We start from the raw sequence: 22,734 nt of genomic DNA, 5'->3' as shown, positions 1-22,734 counted from the left end.
GTTTATAAAAAGATTCTGAAAAAAGATTGACAGTAGTCAGTTGGTAGGATATTCTAGGGTTGTTCAAACAATGGACAAATAATCGATTAGAAAGGAGTTGCGTGTCATGAAACATCTAATGAAAAAATTCACGAAGCAAGCAAAATTGAATAACACGCAGCGAAAACCTTTTTAACGATTCTGATGATGTTTATTTGAATTTGTATGGAAAGGACACAGTCTGCGTGTGCAGTCTGTGTCCTTTTTTAAAGCATACCGTGCTTTTTGGGGCGGTATGCTTTTTTTATGCCATTTTTTAGTTGATTTCAGCATTTGCTGTTGTCATAGATAAAAAAACGAGGAGGAAAACAGGATGATTTATTTTGCATGGGAAGGAACAATCAAGGCGGAGCTGGATAGTGGGTAGCCTGATTGGAATCGGATTAAAGGAGGTTATCTGGAATGTTTGATATTTTTATAAAATTAGGATGGTTTTTTAAGGAGCATTGGAAACGTTATACGATCGCCATTATTCTCCTGCTCATTGCGAACGTGGTGGAAATCGTACCCCCGTTTCTGGTCGGTATGGCCATTGACGATATTTTTGTTGGGGAATTAACACAGGAACTTCTGGTGCAGTATGTCATGATTCTGGCTGGTATTGCCGTAGTGGCTTATATCATTAACTATGTTTGGCAATATCTTCTTTTCAGCGGTGCTCATAAGATTGAACGAAGACTCAGGTCTATGTTTATGGGGCATATGCTGAAGATGACGCCGACGTTTTATGAACGGAACCGGACAGGGGACCTGATGGCGAGAGCGACCAATGATTTGAAGGCGGTCTCTGTTACGGCAGGTTTTGGTGTATTGACGTTAATTGACTCGACTGCTTACATGCTGACAATTATCGTTGCAATGGGATTCCTCGTATCGTGGGAACTGACGATTGCTGCCATTCTGCCACTTCCTATTCTGGCCATTGTGATGCAGTTTCTCGGTAAAAAGATTCACGAGCGCTACACGCAGGCACAGGATGCGTTTGGTGATCTGAACGATCGTGTATTGGAATCTGTCGCTGGTGTGCGCGTAATCAGGGCTTATGTCCAGGAGCGTGAGGATGAAAAAACGTTTTTCGAAGGTACAGAGGATGTGTATCAGAAAAACCTGAAGGTCGCATTTATTGACTCGTTATTTAATCCTTTAACGAAAATCATCACCGGGATGAGTTATATGATTGGTCTCGGATATGGATCTTATCTTGTCTTTAATCAGTCCATTACATTAGGTGAACTGGTCGCTTTTAACGTCTATCTCGGTATGCTGATCTGGCCGATGTTTGCAGTTGGTGAACTGATTAATATTATGCAGCGTGGTAATGCATCATTGGATCGTGTAAATGAAACGCTGAATTATACAGAAGACGTTCCTGATCCGCTTCAGCCGGCATTTCCCGGAGAGCTTCAGGGAATTGAATTTAAGCAGACTGATTTTCAATATCCATCCTCTAACGTTCCGAACTTGTCAAATGTGTCGGTAAGAATTGATCAGGGACAGACGCTTGGCATTGTCGGAAAAACAGGAAGCGGAAAAACGACTTTTGTAAAGCAGCTATTGAAGGAATATCCGCTTGGTGAAGGAGATATTGTACTAAGCGGAATCTCGATTGCGGAACAGAAACGAAATCATGTTTTATCTTGGATCGGCTATGTACCGCAGGAGCATGTTCTGTTTTCAAAAACGGTAAGGGAAAATATTCTGTTTGGAGCGGATGAAGCATCAGAAGAAGATATCATCCGTGCAATAAAGATGGCTCATTTTGAAAAAGACCTGGAAATGCTGCCGGATGGTCTGGAAACACTTGTCGGTGAAAAAGGAGTCGCTTTATCAGGAGGACAGAAGCAGCGGATTTCGATTGCGCGGGCTCTTATTGATGATCCGTCTCTGCTGATTTTGGATGATTCATTATCAGCGGTAGATGCAAAGACGGAGTCAGCTATTTTAGAAAATATTAAGAATGAAAGAAAAGGGAAAACGACGATTATTACAACCCATCGTCTCTCAGCAGTTGAACATGCAGACTGGATTTTAGTGATTAATGAAGGGTGCGTGATGGAGGAAGGAACCCATCAGCAGCTGATTGAAAGAAAAGGCTGGTATTTTGAACAATTCGAACGCCAGCAGGTTGAAGAGTCGCTTCTTGAGGAGGTGCGCTCATGAGTGTAGGAAAAAGACTTTACCATTATGCGTTGCTGTATAAAAAGACCATCATCATTGCACTTGTCATGCTGACAGTCTCGGTTGCAGCCGAACTGGCAGGTCCATTTATCGCTAAAAAAATGATTGATGATCATATCATGGGAATTGAGGAAACATGGGTTCAAACAGATCAGGGTGAAGACGCTGTCGCTTATAACGAAACGTTTTATAAGCGGGAAGCCTACCTGAATGAAGGAGAACAGACCGGCGGAGAAGCGGGCATTTTTCAAATCGGTCTGAACTTTTATTTCGTGGATGAACCAGTGACGGAGGCAGAAGGGGAACGCAGTTATAAAAACGGCATGCTGAACTTTGGAACGGGTGAGGATGCTGTTTCCTATAGTGCTGATGAATTAAGCACATCAGAAGTTCTTGCCTTTTACCGTCCGGAAATTCCGAGAATGATTCAGCTCGTCCTGCTTTACTTTGCATTAACAGTTGTTGCAGCGGTTTTCCATTTCGGACAGGAATTCCAGCTGCAGCGTTCAGCTAACCGGATTATTCAAAAAATGAGAACGGAAGTATTTGGACATATCCAGCGACTTCCAATCAACTATTTTGATAATCTGCCTGCAGGGAAGGTTGTTTCAAGAATAACCAATGATACTGAAGCCATAAGAGAACTGTACGTACAGGTGCTGGCACAGTTTTTCCATAGCGGAATTTATATTACGGGTATCTACGTTGCGTTATTCATACTTGACCCGACACTTGCAGCGATCTGTCTTGTGCTGATTCCGCTATTAATTTTGTGGATGGTCATTTATCGTAAGTACGCTTCGAAATACAATCAGACAGTCCGCTCTAAAGTAAGTGAGATTAATGCATCCATTAACGAATCGATACAGGGCATGACGATTATTCAGGCTTTCAGAAAAGAAAAGAAGATACAGGATGAATTTGAAGAAAAAAATACGACCCATTATCAATTTCAGAATAAGCTGCTGAACCTGAATTCGCTTATGTCTCATAATCTGGTTGCGATTTTGCGGAACATTACGTTCGTTGCTTTTATCTGGTATTTCGGAAGCGGTGCACTGAATGCAGAATCTGTTGTAACAGTGGGTGTTTTGTACGCATTTGTTGACTACATTACAAGACTGTTCCAGCCGGTTACAGGCATAGTCAATCAGCTTGCAAACCTTGAGCTGGCCCTTGTGGCGGGTGAACGTGTGTTTAAGCTGATGGATGAAGAAGGGGAAACTGTGGCAGATGGAAAAATGGATCGCATCAAGGGTCATGTGAAATTTGATGATGTATCATTTGCCTATAAAAACGATGAATATGTCCTAAAGAACCTGTCCTTTGAAGCGAAACCGGGTGAAACGATTGGTCTCGTCGGGCATACGGGTTCAGGAAAGTCATCAATCATGAATCTGCTTTTCCGGTTTTATGATAATCAAAAAGGGGTCATTTCTGTTGATGGCATGAATATTCAGGAGGTGCCAAAGCAGACAATTCGTGATCATATGGGTATTGTACTGCAGGATCCATATTTGTTTACGGGGACGATTGCGTCAAATGTCAGCTTGAATGATCCGAGGATTACCAGGGAACAGGTTGAAGCAGCTTTAAAAGCGGTTGGAGCAGACAGAGTGCTGACTCACCTTGAACAGGGAATTGATGAGCCGGTCATTGAAAAAGGAAGCACGCTTTCTTCAGGACAACGGCAGTTAATTTCGTTTGCCAGAGCGCTTGCGTTTAATCCGGCGGTTCTCGTGCTGGATGAGGCGACGTCGAGTATTGATACGGAGACGGAGTCGATTATTCAGGAGGCAATGGAGACGCTGAAGTCCGGTCGGACAACGTTTATTATTGCGCACCGTTTGTCTACGATTAAGAATGCGGATCAGATTATTGTACTGGACCGCGGGGAGATTGTGGAAAAGGGGACGCATGATGAGCTGATGGCAAGGCGAGGGAAGTATTATCAGATGTATGAGCTGCAGCAGGGGAAGAAGGCTGTATAGGGAAAAGCGTCCGGAGTGATCCGGGCGTTTTTTCTGTTAGAACCGGGCCGAGGTGTATTCTTCGCTTCATTGTAAAAACAGCCTGACTCACCTCATGATGGTGTGTCAGGCTGTTTTTTAGTAGGTGATGCCTACCCGTTCTTTTATGTGTTGATGATTTAATAGTAGAGAGTAGGTAAAGTCTCCGGTGTCGTACATGGAGATGCTGGATGGTTCGTCGGGTAATGTGTTGATTTCTGTACGGTATTGTCCAATTCTTTCTCCATCCGGCAGGTACGTTGGACAGACGATGGTCCAGTCAAGATCTGCTTCTTTCAGCATCAGGTAGGAGCGGCAGTGGTCTTCTGCTGCCGTACTGAGTTTACGGTTTGATTCAGACGAGTGAAATCGGAATTTTCCAGGTTCTCGTTTAGAATCAAGAATGCCGGCGGTTCCGACAGTGACAATTCTGCGGATCCCTTCCGATCTCATGGCAGGAAGAATATGGACCATTGATTTAGTCAGAGCATCTTTTTTATCTGTACCCATAGCACTGACAACGGCATCACACCCAGCAATAGTGCGAAACACATCTTCTTTAACAGAAGCATCTCCCACAATATAGGTTATCTGATCATGGCTGACAGCTGCGGATGCGTCGCGGACCAATGCCTGCACCTGGTGACCATCCTTGATGGCGTTGTCCAGAATGACACTTCCAACCCTTCCGGTCGCGCCAAACAAAGCGATTTTCATAAAAATCCCTCCCATGTTTTCTACATATAAGTTTAGCGGAAATTGTCGTACAGGGAAAGAATCCCGTCTAATCCTCATTTGTGTGGAAACGCTTTAACCATGATACAATATTTGTATTACGTGTTTGTTAGGAGGAGAGATTATCATGGAATATCGTACTGAGAAAGATACGTTAGGTGAGATTCAGGTTCCTGCGGACAAATATTGGGGAGCACAGACACAACGCAGTTTGGAAAACTTTCCGATTGGAATTGAAAAAATGCCGCTCGAAGTGACTTATGCTTTTGCTGAACTGAAAAAAGCGGCGGCAATGGCTAACTATGATCTTGGAAAATTGTCTGTACATAAACGGGATGCGATCGTGCGGGCGTGTAACGAAATTCTTGATGGATCACTGGACGATCATTTTCCTCTTTCTGTCTGGCAGACGGGAAGCGGAACACAGTCGAATATGAATGCGAATGAGGTGATTGCGTTTCGTGCAAATCATTGGCTGGAAGAGCAGGGTTCAGATGAAACAGTACATCCTAATGATGATGTGAATATGTCTCAAAGCTCAAATGACACTTTTCCGACAGCAATGCATATTGCGGCCTATAAAGCGGTATGTGGAAAGCTTGTACCCGCATTAAATAACCTGACTGATACATTTTATCAGAAGGAAAAACAGTTTTATGAAATCATTAAAATTGGACGTACACATCTGCAGGACGCAACGCCTCTGACACTTGGACAGGAAATCAGCGGCTGGCGCGCGATGCTTGAGCGGTCTAACACGATGATTCAAGAGGCGAATAAGCATATCCTGTCACTTGCGATTGGAGGTACAGCGGTTGGTACCGGCATTAATGCACACGAAGAATTCGGTAAACGTGTTGCCAAACAGCTTGTTTTGCAGACAGGGTTCCCGTTTTATTCATCAGATAACAAGTTTCATGCACTGACGAGCCACGATGAAATTGTGTATCTGCATGGCGCTTTAAAAGGTTTATCAGCTGATCTGATGAAAATAGCGAATGATATCAGGTGGTTATCGAGTGGCCCACGCAGCGGGATCGGTGAGATTTCAATCCCGGCAAATGAACCGGGAAGCTCCATCATGCCTGGCAAAGTTAATCCTACACAGAGTGAAGCGTTGACCATGATTTCAACACAGATTATGGGTAATGATGCAACGATCGGGTTTGCGGCAAGCCAGGGAAATTTTGAACTGAACGTCTTTAAGCCTGTGATTATATACAATTTCCTTCAGTCCGTCACACTGTTGGCAGACGGGATGAATACGTTTAACGATAAGTGTGCGTCCGGAATTGAAGCCAACCTTGAGGTCATTGATCGTCACGTCAACAATTCGTTAATGCTTGTGACCGCTTTGAATCCTCATATCGGCTATGAAAAAGCGGCTGAAATTGCGAAACTTGCATTCAGGAAAGAACTAACGTTGAAAGAAGCGGCGATTGAAACCGGGTATGTGACAGAAGAACAGTACCAGGAGTGGATTCAGCCGATCAAAATGGTGAACATTGACCGTTGAGTGCGGTGATTAAAAACTCAAAAGAGAGACGGCGTCATGGCCGTCTCTCTTTTTATATGGTTAAAGGGGGTAACCATCTTATTTAATGCGCTGCTCTGATTCCACATCAAAGAAGTGGCACTTGTTCATGTTGAAAGCAAGCTCAACTTTTTGTCCTGCTTTAATGTCTGAACGGGAGTCAACGCGGGCAACAAAGTCCTGTCCACCGACTTTTGAGTAAAGCATAAGCTCGGCACCTGTAAGTTCTGATACTTCGATATCTGCAAGGAACTTAGATCCGGCAGCTGATTCGATAAATACTGGCTCATCATGGATATCCTCAGGACGCACACCGAGAATGATGTCTTTTCCAACATATCCCTGGGAACGAAGAGTTTTCATTTTTCCTTCCGGTACAGCAAGCAGCTGTTCGCCAGCCTGGAAGCCTGCTTCAGTAAGCTTTCCGCTGAAGAAGTTCATCGCAGGAGACCCGATAAATCCACCAACGAAAACATTCTCAGGATTGTCATATACTTCTTTCGGAGATCCAACCTGCTGAATTACGCCATCCTTCATAACAACAATACGTGTTGCCATTGTCATCGCTTCAGTCTGATCGTGTGTTACATAAATCGTTGTAGTCTGAAGACGCTGGTGAAGCTTCGCGATTTCAGCACGCATCTGAACACGCAGCTTAGCGTCAAGGTTAGATAAAGGCTCATCCATCAGGAATACTTTTGCATCACGTACAATCGCACGGCCCAGTGCCACACGCTGACGCTGACCGCCGGAAAGAGCTTTCGGCTTACGGTCCAAAAGTGCTTCAAGACCAAGGATCTTGGCAGCATTTTTAACACGCTTGTCAATTTCAGCTTTGTCAAATTTACGAAGTTTAAGACCAAATGCCATGTTGTCATATACGCTCATGTGCGGATATAGGGCATAGTTCTGGAATACCATCGCAATATCGCGATCTTTAGGTGCTTTATCGTTTACACGCTCGTCGTCAATGTAGAAGTCTCCTTTAGAAATTTCCTCAAGACCTGCAACCATACGAAGTGTTGTTGATTTACCGCAACCTGAAGGACCAACGAATACGATAAATTCTTTGTCCTGAATATGAAGATTGAAATCTGTTACTGCTGTAACTTCTTTATCGTAGATTTTATAAATGTTTTGTAGTTTTAACTCTGCCATGTTGATTCCTCCATTGTGCTGTTCTTTGTAACTGCTTTCATTTTAGCGTTAAATGAAAGCCTTTCCAATGGACATAGTGCACAAAAAGGAAAAGGGGGTTTGGGCAATGTGACAAAAATCGGGCAGGGCTCATCCTTTTGAAAATAAGAGTCTGCGGCTGAACCTGAACTTATTGTGATTTATAAAAGCCGCACCGGGACCATCCTCCGCTTTCTTTTGTCTAGCTTCGGCGAGCAGGGACTAGCAAACTTCCCGTCCCCTCGTCCGATAAGTCAACATCAGCTCACTCCGTTCACTGTGTTTCCTTTATCTCCGTAGGGGCCAGTCCAGTTTGTACGTCCCTTAACGCCAGCCTACGCTTTTCTATGGCCGGGCGGTGAACCCCTTGTGCTTCGCACAATGGTTTCACCTGTCCCTTTCCGCCACAGGAGTCTGCGGATGGTCCCGGCGCTCTAAATGGTTATTTTGTTTCCGGAAGCAATATAAAAAAGCCGTGAAGAGATCATACTTTAGCGTGCTGGTAATCAGAGTAGTTAAATAACGGAGGAGAGTTGTTAAATAAACGAAAAGAGTTGTCAAATAACCGCGAAGAGTTGTCAAATAACCACCAAGAGTTGTCAAATCACTGGAAAGAGTGGTTAAATCCACTCTCATAAGAGCCGTGAAGCGGGAGCCCGGACCGGTTCACGGCAGTGGGTCAGCCATTGCGCTGGTTCCATTCTAGGCAGGCGAAGTAGGCAATGAGTCCGCCGTAGAAGGTTTTGAGGTCGATGGATGTTTTTTCTGTGAATTTGTCGAGACGGTATTGCAGGCTGTTCCGATGCATGTAGAGCATTTTGGCTGTGCTGCTCACGTTTGAAAGGTTCTCGACAAAGGTTTGGATGATGCGCGGAAGGTCCTGTTCGGTTTCGAATAATTCAAAGATGGCTGAAAACAGGGTGTTTTTTTCAAAATCGGAAAAGCGGTTGATCAGGTTGATGGGCATGACGTCAAACAGTGACAGTACGGGCTGACGGTGGTCGTGGAAGGTGTGCTGTTCAAACCAGTCCATTTCCATCAGAAGCATGCTGCGGGTTTCGGCGTTAACAGTATGAAAGGATCCTGCGAAAAATGTGATGTTGATTTCCAGATCATTTTCAATTGCCTGTGATGCTGAAGCCAGCTCTTCCAGTGAAAGGGTATCGCTGCTTTGCGGTTCGATGACAAATCCGCTGTTTTCATTTTTCAGGACGATGACTGCCTGTTCAGAGAAAACATAGTCGAGAGGTGCTTCATCAGCATCCTGAACGAGAGCAGCATTGCTTGAGAATTGAACCATTCTGAAGCTGGATCCTTTTGGCAGTGGGCAGTTACCTGAATCGTCACGCAGGAAATGAAGCCATTCATCTGCTTTTCCGGATGGAGGGGCTGATGATGGATTTAAAAGCATAGATAATAATGCAAGTTCGTTTGGACTTAGCCCGTTTTTATTAAATGCAATCAGCTCTTCGGTTTCCTTATCCCGAAACCACAAATAAGTCTCAAAGTCTGATGCACTGAGGTCTGCAGGGTTTTTTGCTGAATTCATTGATTGTAAAAGTTTTTTTACGTTTGACAAGTGATCACCTTTTTCTAATAAAACATTTATGAAAAAAGTATCATCTTTTAATAAAAGAAACAATGATGAACTTGCAAAGGGCTGTCCGGCGTTGGTTTCCGGACAGCCCTCTGCCTGCTTTAATTCGGTGGTGTTTCAGTATCCAGGTCACGTGCCTCTTCAATGTTTGTCTGTTTCCCGTATCGGAAAACAGTGCCTCCTGACATCCCCTCATTAATAAACCGGTCAACATCAAAAAACGCTTTGTCCCGTCCTTCATATGAAGTATCGGGCAGAAAAGACGGATGATTTGTCATTGAAAACACCCCCTGCACATACGTTATGCAATATCATATGTTTCTATACAGAGGTTTAATCACCGTAGACGTGGAAAAGCATCAGATCATGAATTTGCTTTTCTACTTTATCCGGATCTTTGACTGGAGAAGGTGTTGACCATTCAATTTGTCCATTTTTATGGTAAATTCCCCTGATCTGTTCACCCTGATAAGTAAATGAAAATGTCCATCCGGGTAAATCACTTTCATACATCTTCTTATATTGGAAATGCTGGATCATGTTTTCCTCCAAAGTTCAAATTTTCTCCAGTATACCATGTGAATGATTTTTATAAATGCTCATATGGTGAATTTAAAAGGAGGATATCCATTTCTATCTATTTCGTATTGCATCATGCGCCTATAATCATATTTGAATGAATCAGTTTCTGCTATACTGAGAAAGAATGGATTGTATAGCGGAAGGTGATTTGAGATGGATGTGTTTTTATTATTACTTGTGATGATGATTGTTGGGGCCGTAATTGGGGGATTTACCAATTCCCTTGCGATCAAGATGCTGTTTCGGCCATATAAAGCTGTCTATATCGGTAAATGGAAAGTCCCATTTACTCCGGGTCTGATTCCGAAAAGAAGAGAGGAATTGGCAAGGCAGCTTGGTTTAATGGTTGTGAATCATTTACTGACAGCTGACAGTCTGAAGACAAAGTTTCTGACAAGCGAAAAGGAGCAGGCTTTAACACGCTGGCTCCAAAGGGAAAGCAGTAAGCTTTTTAATATGGAGGATACCGTTCAAGATGTATTTGAACGGTTTGATCTGACCTCACCGGTTCCTTATATAGAAGAAACAATGGATCAATGGATTGAACAGCAGTACGATCAGCTGAAGGATCAGTATATGTTTTTAACGATCAGGGAGACGCTGCCGGAGAAATGGCTTGACCGTCTGGATGGCAAGGTTGAAACCGTCACAGATTACATTCTTGAAAAAGGGATCGATTATTTTGAATCGGATGAAGGGAAAGCGCGCGTTCAGACGATGATTGATGATTTCCTTAAAACGCGTGGAACCCTTGGCAGCATGGTGAATATGATCATGGGCAATACCTCACTCGGGGATAAAGTTCAGCCCGAGATCATAAAATTTTTGAAACATGATGGCACACATGATATACTCGAACAGGTTTTGCGCACAGAATGGGAAAAGATCAAGGACTGGCAGTGGGATCGGGCGTTTTCGATCATTACTGACCGTGATCTGATCGTCCGTCTGCAGCGAATATTAAAAGAACGCATCAACCTGAATGAATGGATGCAGCGTCCGCTTGGCAGTGCGATTCAGCCACTTGAAGACCGGGTCGTGAATCATTTAATTCCTAAGGCTTCTGAAAAGCTGAAAGAACTCCTCATTGAAAAACTCGAGGGAATTCTCTCAAAAATGAAGCTTCAGGAAATCGTCAGGGAGCAAGTTGACTCCTTTGAAGTGTCAAGGCTTGAAGAGCTTGTTCTAGGCATTTCACGCAGGGAATTTAAAATGATTACCTATCTCGGTGCATTGCTCGGAGGTCTCATCGGAATTGTTCAAGGAATATTCGTACTCTTAACCGGACTTTGATTGATTTATGTTTAGTAAGGAATCATCGGGGAATAGGGGAAGAGTGATTAAAAAGGGAGGTTTTTTGATTGTCAGTTAATCTGTACGATCAGGCAAACGAATTAGAGCGTGCAATTCGTCAAAGCGATGAATTCACCAACTTAAAGGAAATGTACAACGCAGTAAACAACGATGAGTCTGCGAAAGGAATTTTTGAAAACTTCCGTGACATTCAGCTTTCGCTTCAGCAAAAGCAGATGAATGGTGAAGAAATTACACAGGAAGAAATCGAACAGGCGCAGAAAACGGCTCAGCTTGTCCAGCAGCATGAGCTGATTGCCCAGCTGATGGATGCAGAGCAGCGCATGAGCATGACAATTCAGGAACTGAACAAAGTCATCATGAAGCCACTTGAAGAGCTATATGGTTCAATGGAAAATAATAATACACAGCAGTAACTCAATGACAAAGACCCCATTTTCGAATGGGGTCTTTTCATTGTTTATTATTAAAAGAGGCTTCTGAAAACTTATGCTCTTTCTTCAAGTGAAGCTGCAGCAGCAGCAACTCCTGAAGCTTCCTGTGAAATTTGATCAAGCATCACAACGAGACGGCTGACATCCTGATCGATTTGTGTATTTTGCGATTTCAGCTGATTCATGGATTCCATGATTCCGTTAAACGACTCACTAGTCGAATGGATGCTGTCACGCTCAGCCTGGAAAAGGGTATTGAGTTCCATAATGGAACCTTCAATCGTTTTCGTTTTAACATTCGTATCTTTTAACAGATCATAAACCTGCGCGACAGATTCCTTCGTATTTTCAGCAAGCTTTCTGACTTCATCTGCTACTACGGCAAACCCTTTACCGTGCTCACCTGCGCGGGCTGCTTCAATTGAAGCGTTTAATGCGAGCAGGTTTGTCTGATCAGCAATGGAAGTCACCATGTTCGCAACTTCGGAGATCTGACTGTTCAGGTTGTTGAGTTCTTTAATATTTTTTTCAGTTGTCATCATTTTCGAAGAAATTTGTTCACTTTCTTCTTTCGTTTTATCCAGGCGTACTTTTTCATCACCTGTTTTTGATTGCAGGTCAGAAGCGACACCGGAACCCTCCTGTGCACGGGATGCAAGGTGCTCAAGCGCCTCTTTCATCAGCTTGACATTTTCACTGGTCGAATTACTGTTTTCAGACAGGGATGCAGCGCTTTCCTTCAGTGTAATTAATAATCCGTGAAGTCGGTCCTGTTCAACCTGAATCTGCTGCTGGAAGCTCGTTTCGTATGCTTCAAGAACAATCTGCATTTCAAGGTTAAGGATTTTTGAAACAGCTTTGATTAAGATGAACTTATCCTTTTCGTTAAAGGGAAGTTCGATAATCACATCAGTCAGGGAGTTCAACAGATCCTGGAATGCAGCAATATACCATTTAGGATCGAGTCCAATACGTAAGTGGACCTCGGCAATACGATGGCGCTTCTGGATAAAAGAAGAATCAAGTGTACCGCTGAACATTTCCTGGATATGAACGGTTAATGTTTTCTTTAACCTTTCAATAGAGCTGTGTGTATTAATAATGGTGAGCAGTCCAGGTTCATGACCGAGCGTTTTATAAAAGCTGGCAACGATCGCTTCGATGTTTTCCGTTACATATGGTTTAAAGGCTGCAAGAACCTGAAGATCTTCTTTTTGCAAAGCGATCATACTGATCTGAGCTGCAGTTGTTGCTTCTTTTGGCAGTGCAATCTTGACAGCCTGCTTTTCAGCAAGTGTTAATAAGTCTTCTTTATGTTTTTTCTCCCTGGATGTTAGCCACTTCATGAAAAATCCTCCTTAGTATCAAATCTATTTTTATATCGACTGAAAATAAAAAACATTTACACCCATTAGACTAAAATGTATAAAAAAATAGGTATTTATACTTATTATTATTGCAATCTTGATTGTTCGAACTGTTCAACCGGGATGGGAAGCTAAATCTTTCAAAAAAAGAAGGATTTTAAGACAGAAATAGAGAATGATAAAATGAATGATCATTCATTTATAAGGGGATGGGAAAATGGAATTGACGAACAGTTACAAAACGCTTCACGTTAAAACAGAAGGAAAGACGGCATGGGTATCACTGAACAGGCCTGAAAGTCTGAATGCGTTGAATAAGGAATTAATGTCTGAGCTTCTTGATGTGCTGAAGGAGATTTCACGCAATGCAGACCTGCAAATCGTTGTGTTAAAAGGTGAAGGAAAAGGGTTTTGCTCCGGCGGTGATATTAAAGCCATGCTGACAATGAGTGGCGAGGAAGAATTTAAAACGTTTATGAAAGTGATCAAAGAGCTTTCAACAACGCTTTATGCGATGCCGAAAATTACGATTAGTGCGATCCACGGTGCTGCTGCGGGTCTTGGTCTGAGTCTGGCACTGGCGTGTGATGTACTGATTGCTGAAGAGCAGAGTAAACTTGCGATGAACTTCATCGGGATTGGTCTTGTGCCTGACGGCGGCGGTCATTTTCTGATGCAGGAAAGAGTCGGGTCTCATAAGGCCATGCATGCGATCTGGAGAGGAGACGTAATGAATGCACATGAAGCTCATTCATTTGGTCTGATTGACCGTGTAACGGCAGAGGGACGTGCCGTTGCTGAAGCAGAAGCCTATGTCAGCCGATTCAGCAGCAGTCCGCTGAAGGCGATGCTTGAGACTAAAGCCATTCTGCGTTCAAGCAGGCTGAAAGAGCTTGAGGAAACGCTTGAAATGGAAGAAGAGTCACAGTGGAGAATGAGGCAGACGGATGACCATCTTGAAGGAATCAATGCATTCGTGGAGAAAAGAAAACCTGCTTTTAAAGGGCAGTAAAGAATGAAAATGAAATGGAGGTGGGACGACTCTGATAAGAGTTGCCCCACCTCCATTATTGCGATCGCGCCCCATTGGTCATGGATCAGCTGTGAAATAAAATCAGCTTGCCTCTTGGGGATACGACACGGTGAGTATGTTCTATGTAACCTTGTTCTTCAAGCTTTTTTTCACCGATCTGTTTCGCTTCATCGTCTTCTTTCGCTTCGAAGGAATCTTCAAAAAGTGTCTCTCCCTTCGGATCAAAAACGGTGATCTTGTAAATATCCACGTATACCATCTCCTCTCTTTGTCCGCTCTTTTATTTTTACACAGGAGGTAACTTCCGTAAAGTTTTGAAAGTCAGGAAAAAATGAACTTTTTTCTATATAATACGTATAGAATAATGATAGGGACAGAGGAGGTTTGGGAGATGCTGCATATTGATCATGTTACAAAAAAATTCGGAGACCATACAGCTGTTGATCAGTTGTCACTTGAAATAAATAAAGGAGAGCTGTTTGGATTTCTTGGTGCAAATGGAGCAGGAAAAACGACGACTTTTCGCATGATTCTTGGGCTCATTGATTCAACAAAAGGATCCGTTACGTGGAATAATGACAAAATCGGATACCATAACAGCCAGAAAATCGGGTATCTGCCGGAGGAAAGAGGTCTCTACCCGAAAATGAGAGTGAAAGAGCAGATTGTCTACCTTGCAAGATTAAGAGGAATGGATAAAAAAGAAGCTGAAAAAGAACTGAAAGCCTGGCTTGTCCGATTTAAAGTTCCCGATTATGAAAATAAGAAAGTAGAGGAACTGTCAAAAGGGAACCAGCAGAAAATCCAGTTTATTGCTTCAGTTATACATAAGCCGGAGCTACTCATCCTCGATGAACCATTCAGTGGACTCGATCCTGTCAATGTAGAGCTTTTAAAAGAAGCGGTGACGGATCTTAAAAACAGCGGGACAACTATTGTTTTTTCGAGTCACAGAATGGAGCATGTTGAGGAATTATGTGAAAGTCTTTGCATTATTCATCATGGAAAACCGATCGTAAAAGGCCGTCTGCTTGAGATAAAAAGGGCATTTGGTAAGAAAAATCTGGTGATTAAATCGGAGATGGACTTATCAGAGCTCAAAGATTTTCCTGGCGTAGTGAAGTTGAAAACAGTGATTGGCGGTGTGATCCTTCAGATTGAAAACGAAGATGTTTCACAAAACATTCTGCAGTCCATTCAGGGCAGGGGTTTCATCCGGCAGTTTTCACTTGAAGAGCCATCGCTGAATGATATTTTTATTGAGAAGGCAGGTGCTTCATTTGAATAGATTCGGTCTGATTCTGGCGAAATCATACATAGGGAAAATTAAATCCAGATCATTTATTATCACAACTGCGCTATTTGCTCTTGCCATTATCATCGGAACGAACTTTCAGTCGATTGCGGATATTTTTTCATCTGATCGTAACGGTGGAGAAGGCCGGTGGGAAGTCGTTGTGTATGAGGAAGAACCGCAGATCGCTTCTCTTATTGCGGATCAGACAGCGATTATCAACAGCTCTATTGCCGTTTCAACCCAAGAAAAAAATCAGTCTGTTCTGGAGGATGAGCTGGAAGCGGGAGAATTTGACGCGCTGCTGATTGTTGACATGGCGGAGAGCGGGAAAATAAAGGCGGAATACATTTCGGAATCTCTAACAGCCAATTCCTATTCAAATGACCTGCAGGCTGCACTTCAGACGATACAGTCCAACATCGCTGCAAACCGGCTTGGATTAAGTGCCGATGAACTGGCAACTTTGAATCTTCCTGTTTCATTTGCAGAATCGGCTTATGTGGATTCTGCAAGATCGGCCGCTGAACTTGATCAGGCGAGAGGACTCGTCTATATCCTGATTTTTGTGATTTATATGTCTGTGCTGATTTATTCTATGATGATCGCAACGGAAGTAGCGAATGAAAAATCATCACGGGTCATGGAAATCCTGATCTCGAGCGTCTCACCCATTCAGCAGATTTTCGCTAAAATTGCCGGTATCGGTCTTGTCGGGCTGACACAGCTGACCATCTGGGCAGGGATTGGTATTGCTTCTGTTTATTTGAGCGAAGATTCTTTTGAAGGCGGGATTTATTCGTTGTTTGACTTTTCCTCCGGTTCAATTGTTACCATCGTTTTTGCTGTAATCTTTTATATTCTCGGATACTTTTTGTTTGCTTCGCTTGCTGCTTTTTTAGGCTCTCTCGTGAGCAGAACAGAGGATCTTCAGCAGGTGCTGCTGCCTGTTAATTTACTTGTGGTCGGTGGAGCACTACTGGCCTTTTATGGTCTGGCGGAGCCGGAAACAGCTCTAATTACCATCACATCTTATATTCCTTTTTTCAGTCCGCTCGTCATGTTTACGCGTGTCGGCATGCTGGACATTTCTATCTGGGAACCGGTGATCGCAATTGTGCTGATGCTGATCACGATTTTACTGCTTGGATGGTTTGGTGCAAAAGTATATCGTGGTGGCGTTCTGATGTATGGAAATTCGTCATCCATTAAAGACCTGAAAAAAGCGCTTCAGCTTTCAAAGCGCGAGAAGACAAGTTGATTCATCCATTACACGTCTGGACTTCATGTGTGTCAGGACTGATTATCTGTTATACTAATAAAGAACGTTTGTTCCGCCTGAACAACGCCTGAGAAGGCAATTCCATGTAAAGGAGATGGCGAAAAAATGAAGGGCATCACATTTTTAAATGCAGGGGATCAGGTTGAACAATTCCTGTTGATCAAACAAACAACCAAAGGAGTTACAACGGCTGGAAAGCCATTTTTAACCCTGATTTTTCAGGATCGCAGCGGGGAAATTGAAGCGAAGCTGTGGGATGCAGGAGATGAAGAGGAAAAAAGATTTCAGCCTCAGACCATTGTGAAGGTTGCTGGTGAAATTCATAATTACAGAGGCAAAAATCAGCTCAGATTAAAGCAGATCCGTCCGGCTTCAGCGACTGATAACGTACAAATGGGAGAGTTTCTTGAAACCGCACCACTATCAAAAGATGAAATGACGGAAGAACTGACCCAGTATATTTTTGAGATGAAAAACCCTGTTATTCAGAGAATTACCCGTCATTTGGTTAAAAAGTATCAAAAGGCATTTCTCGAATTTCCGGCAGCAACGAAAAATCATCATGAGTTCGTATCAGGACTTGCTTACCACGTTGTCTCGATGCTGAAAATCGCAAAATCTCTGACAGAGCTTTATCCGAATCTGAATAAAGATCTTCTTTATGCAGGAGTGATTCTTCATGATATGGGGAAAGTGAAAGAACTGTCAGGTGCCGTATCAGCGACCTATACGCTTGAAGGTAATCTGTTGGGTCATATTTCAATTATGGTAAATGAAATTGCTGAAGCAGCAAAAGAGCTTGAAGTGGAAGGGGAAGAGGTACTGATGCTTCAGCACATGATTTTATCCCACCACGGTAAAGCAGAATGGGGCTCGCCAAAGCCGCCAATGTTAAGGGAAGCAGAAATACTACATTACATTGATAATCTGGATGCAAAAATGATTATGATGGACCGTGTCATTCAGCGGACCAAGCCGGGTGAGTTTACAGAGCGGGTATTTGCCCTGGAAAACAGAACGTTCTATCGCCCACATCTGTACGATGATCCATTTGAAGACGCATAAGAGAAAGGATGGAAACATACCCTCTATAAACGGCTCTTGAGCTGATTAAATGCAGGAGGGGAAAGGATGTTTCCAATCTGGATTGATATTGCAATTGGCGGGATTATCATCAGTTTTATTATGTTTCTGAAGACAGCGTATGCTGAAAGAAAACAGGAAGTCCGTTTTATCGAAGAACATGGTGAAACTTACATAAAACGGATCGAAGATGAAAAAAGAAAGAAAATTGTGTCGCAGCTTAAAAATCAATGAATGGAAATGAAAAACCTCCTGTAATAAAGCTGCAGGAGGTTTTTCATTTAAAAATAAATAGATATAAAACCGGTCACGCTCCTGTAAACGGAGTGTGACCAGCTTATGTTTTATGTTATTCTTCTGTATCTTCAGTTGTTTCCTCTTCAGCTGGCTCTTCTGCCGGAGGAGCAGCAGGTGAGCTGACAGGTTCCTGTAGAAGAGCATCGAATGTTGCAGTCAAATCTTCATCTTCTACCTGGATATTGGCTTCGTTAAGTAAATCTCTTACAACGGTACCGATCTGGTTCATATCTGCTTTTGCCAATTTCAGATCATGCTCTACCTGATCGCGAATATCTTCAAGTGGCTCAACTTCTGCTTCGCGCGTTTCTGTCACCTCGATAATGTGCCAGCCAAAGCTTGTTTCAACCGGTTCACTGATGACATTAGGCTCAAGGTTAAAAGCAGCCTCTTCGAAAGCAGGATCCATTGCTCCTGGTCCGAAGAATCCAAGGTCTCCACCTGTTTCCTGTGCTGCAGGCTCAGTAGAAACTTCTTTTGCAAGCTCAGCAAAGTCCGCGCCATCCTCAAGCTGCTGTTTCACATCAAGTGCTGTTGCTTCGTCAGCAACAAGAATATGACGTGCGCTTACTTCTTTTTTCATCTTATCATATTCAGCCTGAATTTCTTCATCTGTTACTTCAACGTCTGCAACGAGTGCATTCTCCTGCAAACGATTCAGCTTCAGCATTTCCTTGAAGGATTCCTCATCGTATCCCTGCTGTGAAAGGACCATCTCAAACTGATCCCCATACTGTGCTTTTGCTTCTTCAAATTCAGCATCAATCGTCTCCTGATCAACAGGATACTTTTCTTCCAATACCTTCTCAAGCATCATCATTTGAAGCGCCTGTTCCCCAACAGTCGTCTTCATTTCTTCATAAAGCTCGTCCTTCGTAATGTCCCCCGCACTCGAAGAAGCGATCACTTCACTTGCCGATTCCTCGTCACTGCAACCTGCTAAAGCCGCGACACCTAATGTTAGTGAAGCTGCTGCAATCCACTTTTTCATTTATTTCCTCTCCTTATATCTGTGAATTCTATGGTGGAAATTCTTCACTGCATACTATATCACATTTCCATATAACGGTGAACGCTTATTTAAACGTTTAACCAGCAGAGAATACTTAATTTTCTCTACATTCAAGGAATTTTCACATTTACTATTTTGCCCAACCATTTTTGATTTCCATTGAATAGCATACAAAAGAAAGGAAGGAGGGGTTTTAATGTCCTGTGGATACGGTGGAGGATTTGCACTTATTGTCGTGCTGTTCATCCTTCTGATCATTGTCGGAGCAGCGTGGTTCTAAAAACCAACAGAAGGGGGAAAATGAAATGTCACATAAACACGGTAATTACTACGGAGGCTTCGCCCTAGTCGTCGTCCTCTTCATACTTCTTATCATCATCGGAAGCGCATGGTTCTAAGAAAAGCGTAGGCACCTTGCTCAGCCCCGACAAGCATAAGGCGAAGATGAAAAGAGGGCTGCCTTTTGCCCTCTTTCAGCTTTGATTTATGACCTCGAGGGGCTAGGTGCCGCAGCTAGCCAAAAAGAAAAGCGTAACAAGGCGTTTAGGGACGTACAAACTGGACTGTCCTCGACGAAGATAAAGGAAACACAGTGAACGGAGTGAGCTGATGTTGACTTATCGAACGAGAGGACGGGAAGTTTGCTGGTCCCTGCCTTGTGAAGCTGGACAAAGAAAAGCGTAGGCGAGCGTTCAGCGGCGTATGCGCTGGACTGAAGCGTCGGAGATAAAGGAAACACGGTGAACGAAGTGAACCGATGTTGACTTATCGGACAGAGCTGAGGGAAGCGCATACGCCGCTGCGAGTCGTAGCTAGCCAAAGAAAAGCGTAGGCGAGCGTTCAGCGGCGGCCGCGTAGGAATGACCCGGCACGGTTATAAAAAACAAAGCGGAACGATTCCTCTATGGAAACGTTCCGCCGTTTTAATTACGTATAAAGAATCTCTACATAAGATGAAAGCAGCAGGATCAAAATTAAAATATTGATTGTTCGGAAGACTTTCGGCTGCTTTTCATTTGGGATTTCCTTTTGGACACATAATCTATTTGTCATACGATTAATCGAATAGAGTATAAACACTGTAAATACGATAAACAGTCCAATGACTTCAACCATCCTCTATCATCCTCCTATCCTCTAGTTACTAAGATACCAAAAAACAGACATAAAAAACAGGGCGAGCCTATTTTTATGTCTGTTTTACATCCCTGAGGACGAAGTTTCCCTTACAGGAATCAGAATTTCATAGCCATCATCATCCTCTTCAATAAAAGCTCCGCGGGGAGATTTGAAGAGACATTTCGCATATAAAAAGTCTACGAGACAGATACCACAGTGATACGCTGTCAGGATGGTGAAGTAATGTGCATATCCAGGAAAAGAAACTGCTGCATAAAGAAAAATACTGTTTAAAATCACAAAAGGAAAGATCAGCGCCATAATAAAATATATTTTAGGGATCGGTTTGTTAACTCTTACTGACATAATCGGTACAAAGTAAAAATGAAATCTGGTCTTCAGGTTAATCAGATTCATAAATCCTGCTAAAGGGATTGTATGAAAAATTTTGTGTAAAGGGTACACAAGTAAAAAGCCCAAAGTAAACCAGATAAAATGATTATCTTTAAGCGGGTGACTCACCATCAACTGGATGGATACATGTAAAATAGAAAAAACAGTCAGGACAAGAATCGTTGAAAGCATAAAAATCCGATAAAATCCGTACTGTTTTTTTACGTTTATAGATTTCCAGCAATGCATGTTTCATCGCCTCCATTCTCGACGATATTGGGTGTTAAAATTGAACCTGAGAGTTACTTTACTCCCCTTTGAATTAAAAATCAATACCTTTATAAAAAATTTACAATTCAAATAATGCAATGAAATTTCGGGTGTGTAAGGCAGCAGAGGAAAAGGCAAAAGAAAAACCCCCTATACAGGAGGTTATGAAGAAGCGATTTGCTTGAGTGGATCAGCGGAACGGGTTTTTTGAATTTTCCCTTCGACTTCTGTGAATTCGTTTTCAATATTATGAAAGGAAGTTTCAAAGATTTTCATAAAATCATCGCCGTAAATATTTTTAACAATAGCCATCATTTCCATCATCTCAGGGAACTTTCCGTAAATTTCCCTTAATGGTGAAGCGCCCTGAAAAACTGAATGCGTTTCAGGTGAATAGTTTTCCATCAGTTCAAGCAGCAGGGCATCACCTTTTTCGGTCAGTTTAATGTACGTATTCCGCTTGTCATTCTCTCTTTTAGAAAACTGAAGATATCCTCGTTCTTCCAGTTTTTTGGAGAAATTAAATGCGGTTGATACGTGCATGACACCAAACTTTGCGACATCTGAGATAGAGGCACCCTTTAAGTGATAGGCAATCCATAGGATATGATGTTCATTGATATTCAAGTCATAAGGCTTAATCCAGTTTTGCCAGTCTTTTTCGATCGCTTTCCATAAAGCTTTGCTGAGTTGTGCCATACGCTGACTAAATAACATTGCTTCTTTCATTGAATAAAGCTTATCGTCCAAAGTTGTCACCTTCTTTCTAATGTTATTTTAAAATTGTGTAATAAGTGCGTTGAAGATATTATAGCAATAAAGTAAAAATAAAAAAAGGTAGGAATTAATTAAATTTTCTCACAAAAATAATTTGGTGATTTTTTATTGAAACTGTGCCGGGGACATCCTCCGCTTTCCGCGGCCGCGCGGTGAGCCAACTTGCGCTTCGCGCTGCGTTGTCTCACCTGTCGCTTCTCTGCCGCAGGAGTCTGCGGATGTCCCCGGCACTAATGAATATTAAACCATCCTCATTATGTTAATTGTGCTAAAAAAGACGGGCTCGACTCGCCCTTTCCGCCACAGGAGTCTACGGGTGAGTCGAGCCTTTTGAGTTGAATACTATTAGTTATTGTTTTGAGAAACCGTGTAGGGGAGATCATCCACTTTCCCTGATTTCTTTTCTAAAATAAGGGAGGGAATATATTTATTTTCTGGAGTGTGAAAATATAAAAAACAGCTGCACGAAGGCAGCTGTTTTTTTATGTTGATGGTTGTTCTTCGCGTGCGTCCTGTTTGATGGAACGTTCGAGTTCTTCCATGGTAGCCTGGATGGCTGCAAGTTCTTCCTGCAGGTTGTGAATGGCCGGGTCGGCTTCACGTTTCCATGCCTGGATGGATTCTTTTAATTCAGAGGCAACAGTGAGGATGGATTCTTTTCCTTCCTTTGAAACGTCCTGAATGGATTCTTTCACTTGCTGGAGGTTCATCTGAATTTCAAGTGCGTGTTCTCTCCAGTGATCTTTCGTATGTCTGATTGTCCCTCTCAATTCCTGACCGGATTGGGGTGCTGAAAGCAATGTTCCGGCAGCACCTGCAGCGAATCCGGCTGTCAGCCCAAGCAAAAATGATTTTACATTCATCCCTCACACATCCCTTTATTTATTTTCTTCTTATTTTATAGATTATCTCATAAACTGTCCAAAGTATGCCTGAAAAAGGAGGCGTTTTCAATCAGTGCTGTTAACTGGTTCTTTTTAGTATGTATGGTTGCGGCCTGTGCGCTTTTGATGAGGAGTGTCATACAGTTGATCAGCAATCATCTTTTTCCTCCAAGAAGAACGAAAGTGCGCAATTTGATTGTTACTGCTGCAGCAGTGCTTCTGTTCTTTTCTTTAACCTATTTCCTTTAGCGATAAACATTTGCCGGGACGTTTGGAATCTATAAAAAAAGCTGCCTTAACAGGATGCTCTGTTAAGACAGCGTCT

General features: G+C 42.8%; 24 protein-coding genes and 1 pseudogene. 12 read left to right on the top strand and 13 right to left on the bottom strand.

Annotation, left to right across the window (positions count from 1 at the left end):
* The first annotated feature begins 441 nt into the window (after window positions 1-441).
* Both E2491_RS09680 and E2491_RS09675 read left to right on the top strand, forming a co-directional pair.
* Window positions 442-2,199 (top strand): ABC transporter ATP-binding protein, encoded by a 1,758-nt coding sequence (locus tag E2491_RS09680; RefSeq protein WP_134375378.1) that lies wholly within the window; start codon window positions 442-444, stop codon window positions 2,197-2,199.
* Window positions 2,196-4,208 (top strand): ABC transporter ATP-binding protein, encoded by a 2,013-nt coding sequence (locus E2491_RS09675; RefSeq protein ID WP_134375376.1) that lies wholly within the window; start codon window positions 2,196-2,198, stop codon window positions 4,206-4,208. Before E2491_RS09680 ends, E2491_RS09675 begins: the two co-directional genes overlap by 4 nt.
* Before the next feature lie 117 nt (window positions 4,209-4,325).
* Here E2491_RS09675 and E2491_RS09670 read toward each other — a convergent pair whose 3' ends face one another.
* Window positions 4,326-4,943 (bottom strand): NAD(P)-dependent oxidoreductase, encoded by a 618-nt coding sequence (locus tag E2491_RS09670; protein WP_134375374.1) that lies wholly within the window; start codon window positions 4,941-4,943, stop codon window positions 4,326-4,328.
* A 145-nt stretch (window positions 4,944-5,088) separates the two neighbouring features.
* On the opposite strand from E2491_RS09670, the gene fumC reads away from it, so the two are divergent.
* Window positions 5,089-6,477 (top strand): class II fumarate hydratase, encoded by a 1,389-nt coding sequence (fumC, locus tag E2491_RS09665; RefSeq protein WP_134375372.1) that lies wholly within the window; start codon window positions 5,089-5,091, stop codon window positions 6,475-6,477.
* A 78-nt stretch (window positions 6,478-6,555) separates the two neighbouring features.
* On the opposite strand, the gene E2491_RS09660 is transcribed toward fumC, so the two are convergent.
* From E2491_RS09660 to E2491_RS09650, 4 genes are all read right to left on the bottom strand, one after another.
* Window positions 6,556-7,653, bottom strand: coding sequence for an ABC transporter ATP-binding protein (locus tag E2491_RS09660; RefSeq protein WP_134375370.1), 1,098 nt, complete (start codon window positions 7,651-7,653; stop codon window positions 6,556-6,558).
* A gap of 697 nt (window positions 7,654-8,350) precedes the next feature.
* Window positions 8,351-9,250 carry a helix-turn-helix domain-containing protein gene (locus E2491_RS09655; RefSeq protein ID WP_134375368.1) on the bottom strand — a complete coding sequence of 300 codons (900 nt, stop codon included), beginning with the start codon at window positions 9,248-9,250 and terminating at the stop codon, window positions 8,351-8,353.
* Between the two features lie 119 nt (window positions 9,251-9,369).
* Entirely contained in the window at window positions 9,370-9,546 is a 177-nt protein-coding gene (locus E2491_RS17460) for a hypothetical protein (protein ID WP_166805840.1), read from the bottom strand.
* A gap of 55 nt (window positions 9,547-9,601) precedes the next feature.
* Window positions 9,602-9,808, bottom strand: a complete 207-nt coding sequence (locus E2491_RS09650; protein WP_134375366.1) for a DUF5342 family protein — start codon at window positions 9,806-9,808, stop codon at window positions 9,602-9,604.
* 195 nt (window positions 9,809-10,003) lie between these two features.
* Here E2491_RS09650 and E2491_RS09645 point away from each other — a divergent pair, with 195 nt between their 5' ends.
* A complete protein-coding gene (locus E2491_RS09645; protein WP_134375364.1) occupies window positions 10,004-11,143 on the top strand; it encodes a DUF445 domain-containing protein in 1,140 nt (379 codons plus the stop codon).
* A 68-nt stretch (window positions 11,144-11,211) separates the two neighbouring features.
* Entirely contained in the window at window positions 11,212-11,580 is a 369-nt protein-coding gene (locus E2491_RS09640) for a YlbF/YmcA family competence regulator (protein ID WP_134375362.1), read from the top strand.
* A 71-nt stretch (window positions 11,581-11,651) separates the two neighbouring features.
* On the opposite strand, the gene E2491_RS17825 is transcribed toward E2491_RS09640, so the two are convergent.
* A complete protein-coding gene (locus E2491_RS17825; RefSeq protein WP_371414468.1) occupies window positions 11,652-12,137 on the bottom strand; it encodes a methyl-accepting chemotaxis protein in 486 nt (161 codons plus the stop codon).
* Between the two features lie 270 nt (window positions 12,138-12,407).
* Window positions 12,408-12,944 (bottom strand): annotated as a pseudogene (locus tag E2491_RS17820) (protoglobin domain-containing protein); the annotation flags it as partial.
* 238 nt (window positions 12,945-13,182) lie between these two features.
* Here E2491_RS17820 and E2491_RS09630 point away from each other — a divergent pair.
* Window positions 13,183-13,977, top strand: a complete 795-nt coding sequence (locus tag E2491_RS09630) for an enoyl-CoA hydratase (protein WP_134375358.1) — start codon at window positions 13,183-13,185, stop codon at window positions 13,975-13,977.
* A gap of 85 nt (window positions 13,978-14,062) precedes the next feature.
* Here E2491_RS09630 and E2491_RS09625 read toward each other — a convergent pair whose 3' ends face one another.
* A complete protein-coding gene (locus E2491_RS09625) occupies window positions 14,063-14,248 on the bottom strand; it encodes a YhzD family protein (RefSeq protein WP_134375356.1) in 186 nt (61 codons plus the stop codon).
* Between the two features lie 141 nt (window positions 14,249-14,389).
* Here E2491_RS09625 and E2491_RS09620 point away from each other — a divergent pair, with 141 nt between their 5' ends.
* The 4 genes from E2491_RS09620 to E2491_RS09605 all read left to right on the top strand — a co-directional run bounded on the left by E2491_RS09620 (window position 14,390) and on the right by E2491_RS09605 (window position 17,891).
* A complete protein-coding gene (locus E2491_RS09620; protein ID WP_134375354.1) occupies window positions 14,390-15,286 on the top strand; it encodes an ABC transporter ATP-binding protein in 897 nt (298 codons plus the stop codon).
* A complete protein-coding gene (locus E2491_RS09615) occupies window positions 15,246-16,553 on the top strand; it encodes an ABC transporter permease (protein ID WP_244093928.1) in 1,308 nt (435 codons plus the stop codon). The genes E2491_RS09620 and E2491_RS09615 overlap by 41 nt, the downstream gene beginning before the upstream one ends.
* 126 nt (window positions 16,554-16,679) lie before the next feature.
* Window positions 16,680-17,639 carry a 3'-5' exoribonuclease YhaM gene (yhaM, locus tag E2491_RS09610; protein ID WP_134375350.1) on the top strand — a complete coding sequence of 320 codons (960 nt, stop codon included), beginning with the start codon at window positions 16,680-16,682 and terminating at the stop codon, window positions 17,637-17,639.
* A gap of 66 nt (window positions 17,640-17,705) precedes the next feature.
* Complete coding sequence (locus tag E2491_RS09605) at window positions 17,706-17,891, top strand: sporulation YhaL family protein (RefSeq protein ID WP_134375348.1); 186 nt, start codon at window positions 17,706-17,708, stop codon at window positions 17,889-17,891.
* Between the two features lie 115 nt (window positions 17,892-18,006).
* Here E2491_RS09605 and E2491_RS09600 read toward each other — a convergent pair whose 3' ends face one another.
* Window positions 18,007-18,945: a peptidylprolyl isomerase gene (locus E2491_RS09600; RefSeq protein ID WP_134375346.1), complete on the bottom strand. Its 939-nt coding sequence runs from the start codon at window positions 18,943-18,945 to the stop codon at window positions 18,007-18,009.
* A gap of 217 nt (window positions 18,946-19,162) precedes the next feature.
* Between E2491_RS09600 and E2491_RS09595 the strand changes: the two genes are divergently transcribed.
* Both E2491_RS09595 and E2491_RS09590 read left to right on the top strand, forming a co-directional pair.
* A complete protein-coding gene (locus tag E2491_RS09595) occupies window positions 19,163-19,246 on the top strand; it encodes a YjcZ family sporulation protein (protein WP_134375420.1) in 84 nt (27 codons plus the stop codon).
* 25 nt (window positions 19,247-19,271) lie between these two features.
* On the top strand, window positions 19,272-19,364 hold the full coding sequence (locus tag E2491_RS09590; RefSeq protein WP_134375344.1) for a YjcZ family sporulation protein: 93 nt from the start codon (window positions 19,272-19,274) through the stop codon (window positions 19,362-19,364).
* Between the two features lie 529 nt (window positions 19,365-19,893).
* Here E2491_RS09590 and E2491_RS09585 read toward each other — a convergent pair.
* From E2491_RS09585 to E2491_RS09570, 4 genes are all read right to left on the bottom strand, one after another.
* Window positions 19,894-20,082, bottom strand: coding sequence for a hypothetical protein (locus tag E2491_RS09585; protein ID WP_134375342.1), 189 nt, complete (start codon window positions 20,080-20,082; stop codon window positions 19,894-19,896).
* A gap of 84 nt (window positions 20,083-20,166) precedes the next feature.
* Window positions 20,167-20,727, bottom strand: a complete 561-nt coding sequence (locus E2491_RS09580; protein ID WP_134375340.1) for a DUF3267 domain-containing protein — start codon at window positions 20,725-20,727, stop codon at window positions 20,167-20,169.
* A 183-nt stretch (window positions 20,728-20,910) separates the two neighbouring features.
* Window positions 20,911-21,498, bottom strand: coding sequence for an HTH-type transcriptional regulator Hpr (locus E2491_RS09575; protein ID WP_134375338.1), 588 nt, complete (start codon window positions 21,496-21,498; stop codon window positions 20,911-20,913).
* A 509-nt stretch (window positions 21,499-22,007) separates the two neighbouring features.
* A complete protein-coding gene (locus tag E2491_RS09570; protein ID WP_134375336.1) occupies window positions 22,008-22,388 on the bottom strand; it encodes a YtxH domain-containing protein in 381 nt (126 codons plus the stop codon).
* Window positions 22,389-22,734: the final 346 nt, after the last annotated feature.

It is taken from the genome of Jeotgalibacillus sp. R-1-5s-1 (assembly GCF_004405105.1).
Lineage (GTDB): Bacteria > Bacillota > Bacilli > Bacillales > Jeotgalibacillaceae > Jeotgalibacillus.
The sequence above is the reverse complement of the archived record's forward strand: the minus strand, read 5'-3'. Positions and strand labels throughout refer to the sequence as shown.

What these genes read in the sequence shown, in the direction of transcription:
- E2491_RS09680 (WP_134375378.1), top strand. Translation starts at nt 442, where the DNA reads ATGTTTGATATTTTTATAAAATTAGGATGGTTTTTTAAGGAGCATTGG.
- E2491_RS09675 (WP_134375376.1), top strand. Translation starts at nt 2,196, where the DNA reads ATGAGTGTAGGAAAAAGACTTTACCATTATGCGTTGCTGTATAAAAAG.
- E2491_RS09670 (WP_134375374.1), bottom strand. Translation starts at nt 4,943, where the DNA reads ATGAAAATCGCTTTGTTTGGCGCGACCGGAAGGGTTGGAAGTGTCATT.
- fumC (WP_134375372.1), top strand. Translation starts at nt 5,089, where the DNA reads ATGGAATATCGTACTGAGAAAGATACGTTAGGTGAGATTCAGGTTCCT.
- E2491_RS09660 (WP_134375370.1), bottom strand. Translation starts at nt 7,653, where the DNA reads ATGGCAGAGTTAAAACTACAAAACATTTATAAAATCTACGATAAAGAA.
- E2491_RS17460 (WP_166805840.1), bottom strand. Translation starts at nt 9,546, where the DNA reads ATGACAAATCATCCGTCTTTTCTGCCCGATACTTCATATGAAGGACGG.
- E2491_RS09650 (WP_134375366.1), bottom strand. Translation starts at nt 9,808, where the DNA reads ATGATCCAGCATTTCCAATATAAGAAGATGTATGAAAGTGATTTACCC.
- E2491_RS09645 (WP_134375364.1), top strand. Translation starts at nt 10,004, where the DNA reads ATGGATGTGTTTTTATTATTACTTGTGATGATGATTGTTGGGGCCGTA.
- E2491_RS17825 (WP_371414468.1), bottom strand. Translation starts at nt 12,137, where the DNA reads ATGACAACTGAAAAAAATATTAAAGAACTCAACAACCTGAACAGTCAG.
- E2491_RS09630 (WP_134375358.1), top strand. Translation starts at nt 13,183, where the DNA reads ATGGAATTGACGAACAGTTACAAAACGCTTCACGTTAAAACAGAAGGA.
- E2491_RS09620 (WP_134375354.1), top strand. Translation starts at nt 14,390, where the DNA reads ATGCTGCATATTGATCATGTTACAAAAAAATTCGGAGACCATACAGCT.
- E2491_RS09615 (WP_244093928.1), top strand. Translation starts at nt 15,246, where the DNA reads ATGATATTTTTATTGAGAAGGCAGGTGCTTCATTTGAATAGATTCGGT.
- yhaM (WP_134375350.1), top strand. Translation starts at nt 16,680, where the DNA reads ATGAAGGGCATCACATTTTTAAATGCAGGGGATCAGGTTGAACAATTC.
- E2491_RS09605 (WP_134375348.1), top strand. Translation starts at nt 17,706, where the DNA reads ATGTTTCCAATCTGGATTGATATTGCAATTGGCGGGATTATCATCAGT.
- E2491_RS09600 (WP_134375346.1), bottom strand. Translation starts at nt 18,945, where the DNA reads ATGAAAAAGTGGATTGCAGCAGCTTCACTAACATTAGGTGTCGCGGCT.
- E2491_RS09595 (WP_134375420.1), top strand. Translation starts at nt 19,163, where the DNA reads ATGTCCTGTGGATACGGTGGAGGATTTGCACTTATTGTCGTGCTGTTC.
- E2491_RS09590 (WP_134375344.1), top strand. Translation starts at nt 19,272, where the DNA reads ATGTCACATAAACACGGTAATTACTACGGAGGCTTCGCCCTAGTCGTC.
- E2491_RS09585 (WP_134375342.1), bottom strand. Translation starts at nt 20,082, where the DNA reads ATGGTTGAAGTCATTGGACTGTTTATCGTATTTACAGTGTTTATACTC.
- E2491_RS09580 (WP_134375340.1), bottom strand. Translation starts at nt 20,727, where the DNA reads ATGCATTGCTGGAAATCTATAAACGTAAAAAAACAGTACGGATTTTAT.
- E2491_RS09570 (WP_134375336.1), bottom strand. Translation starts at nt 22,388, where the DNA reads ATGAATGTAAAATCATTTTTGCTTGGGCTGACAGCCGGATTCGCTGCA.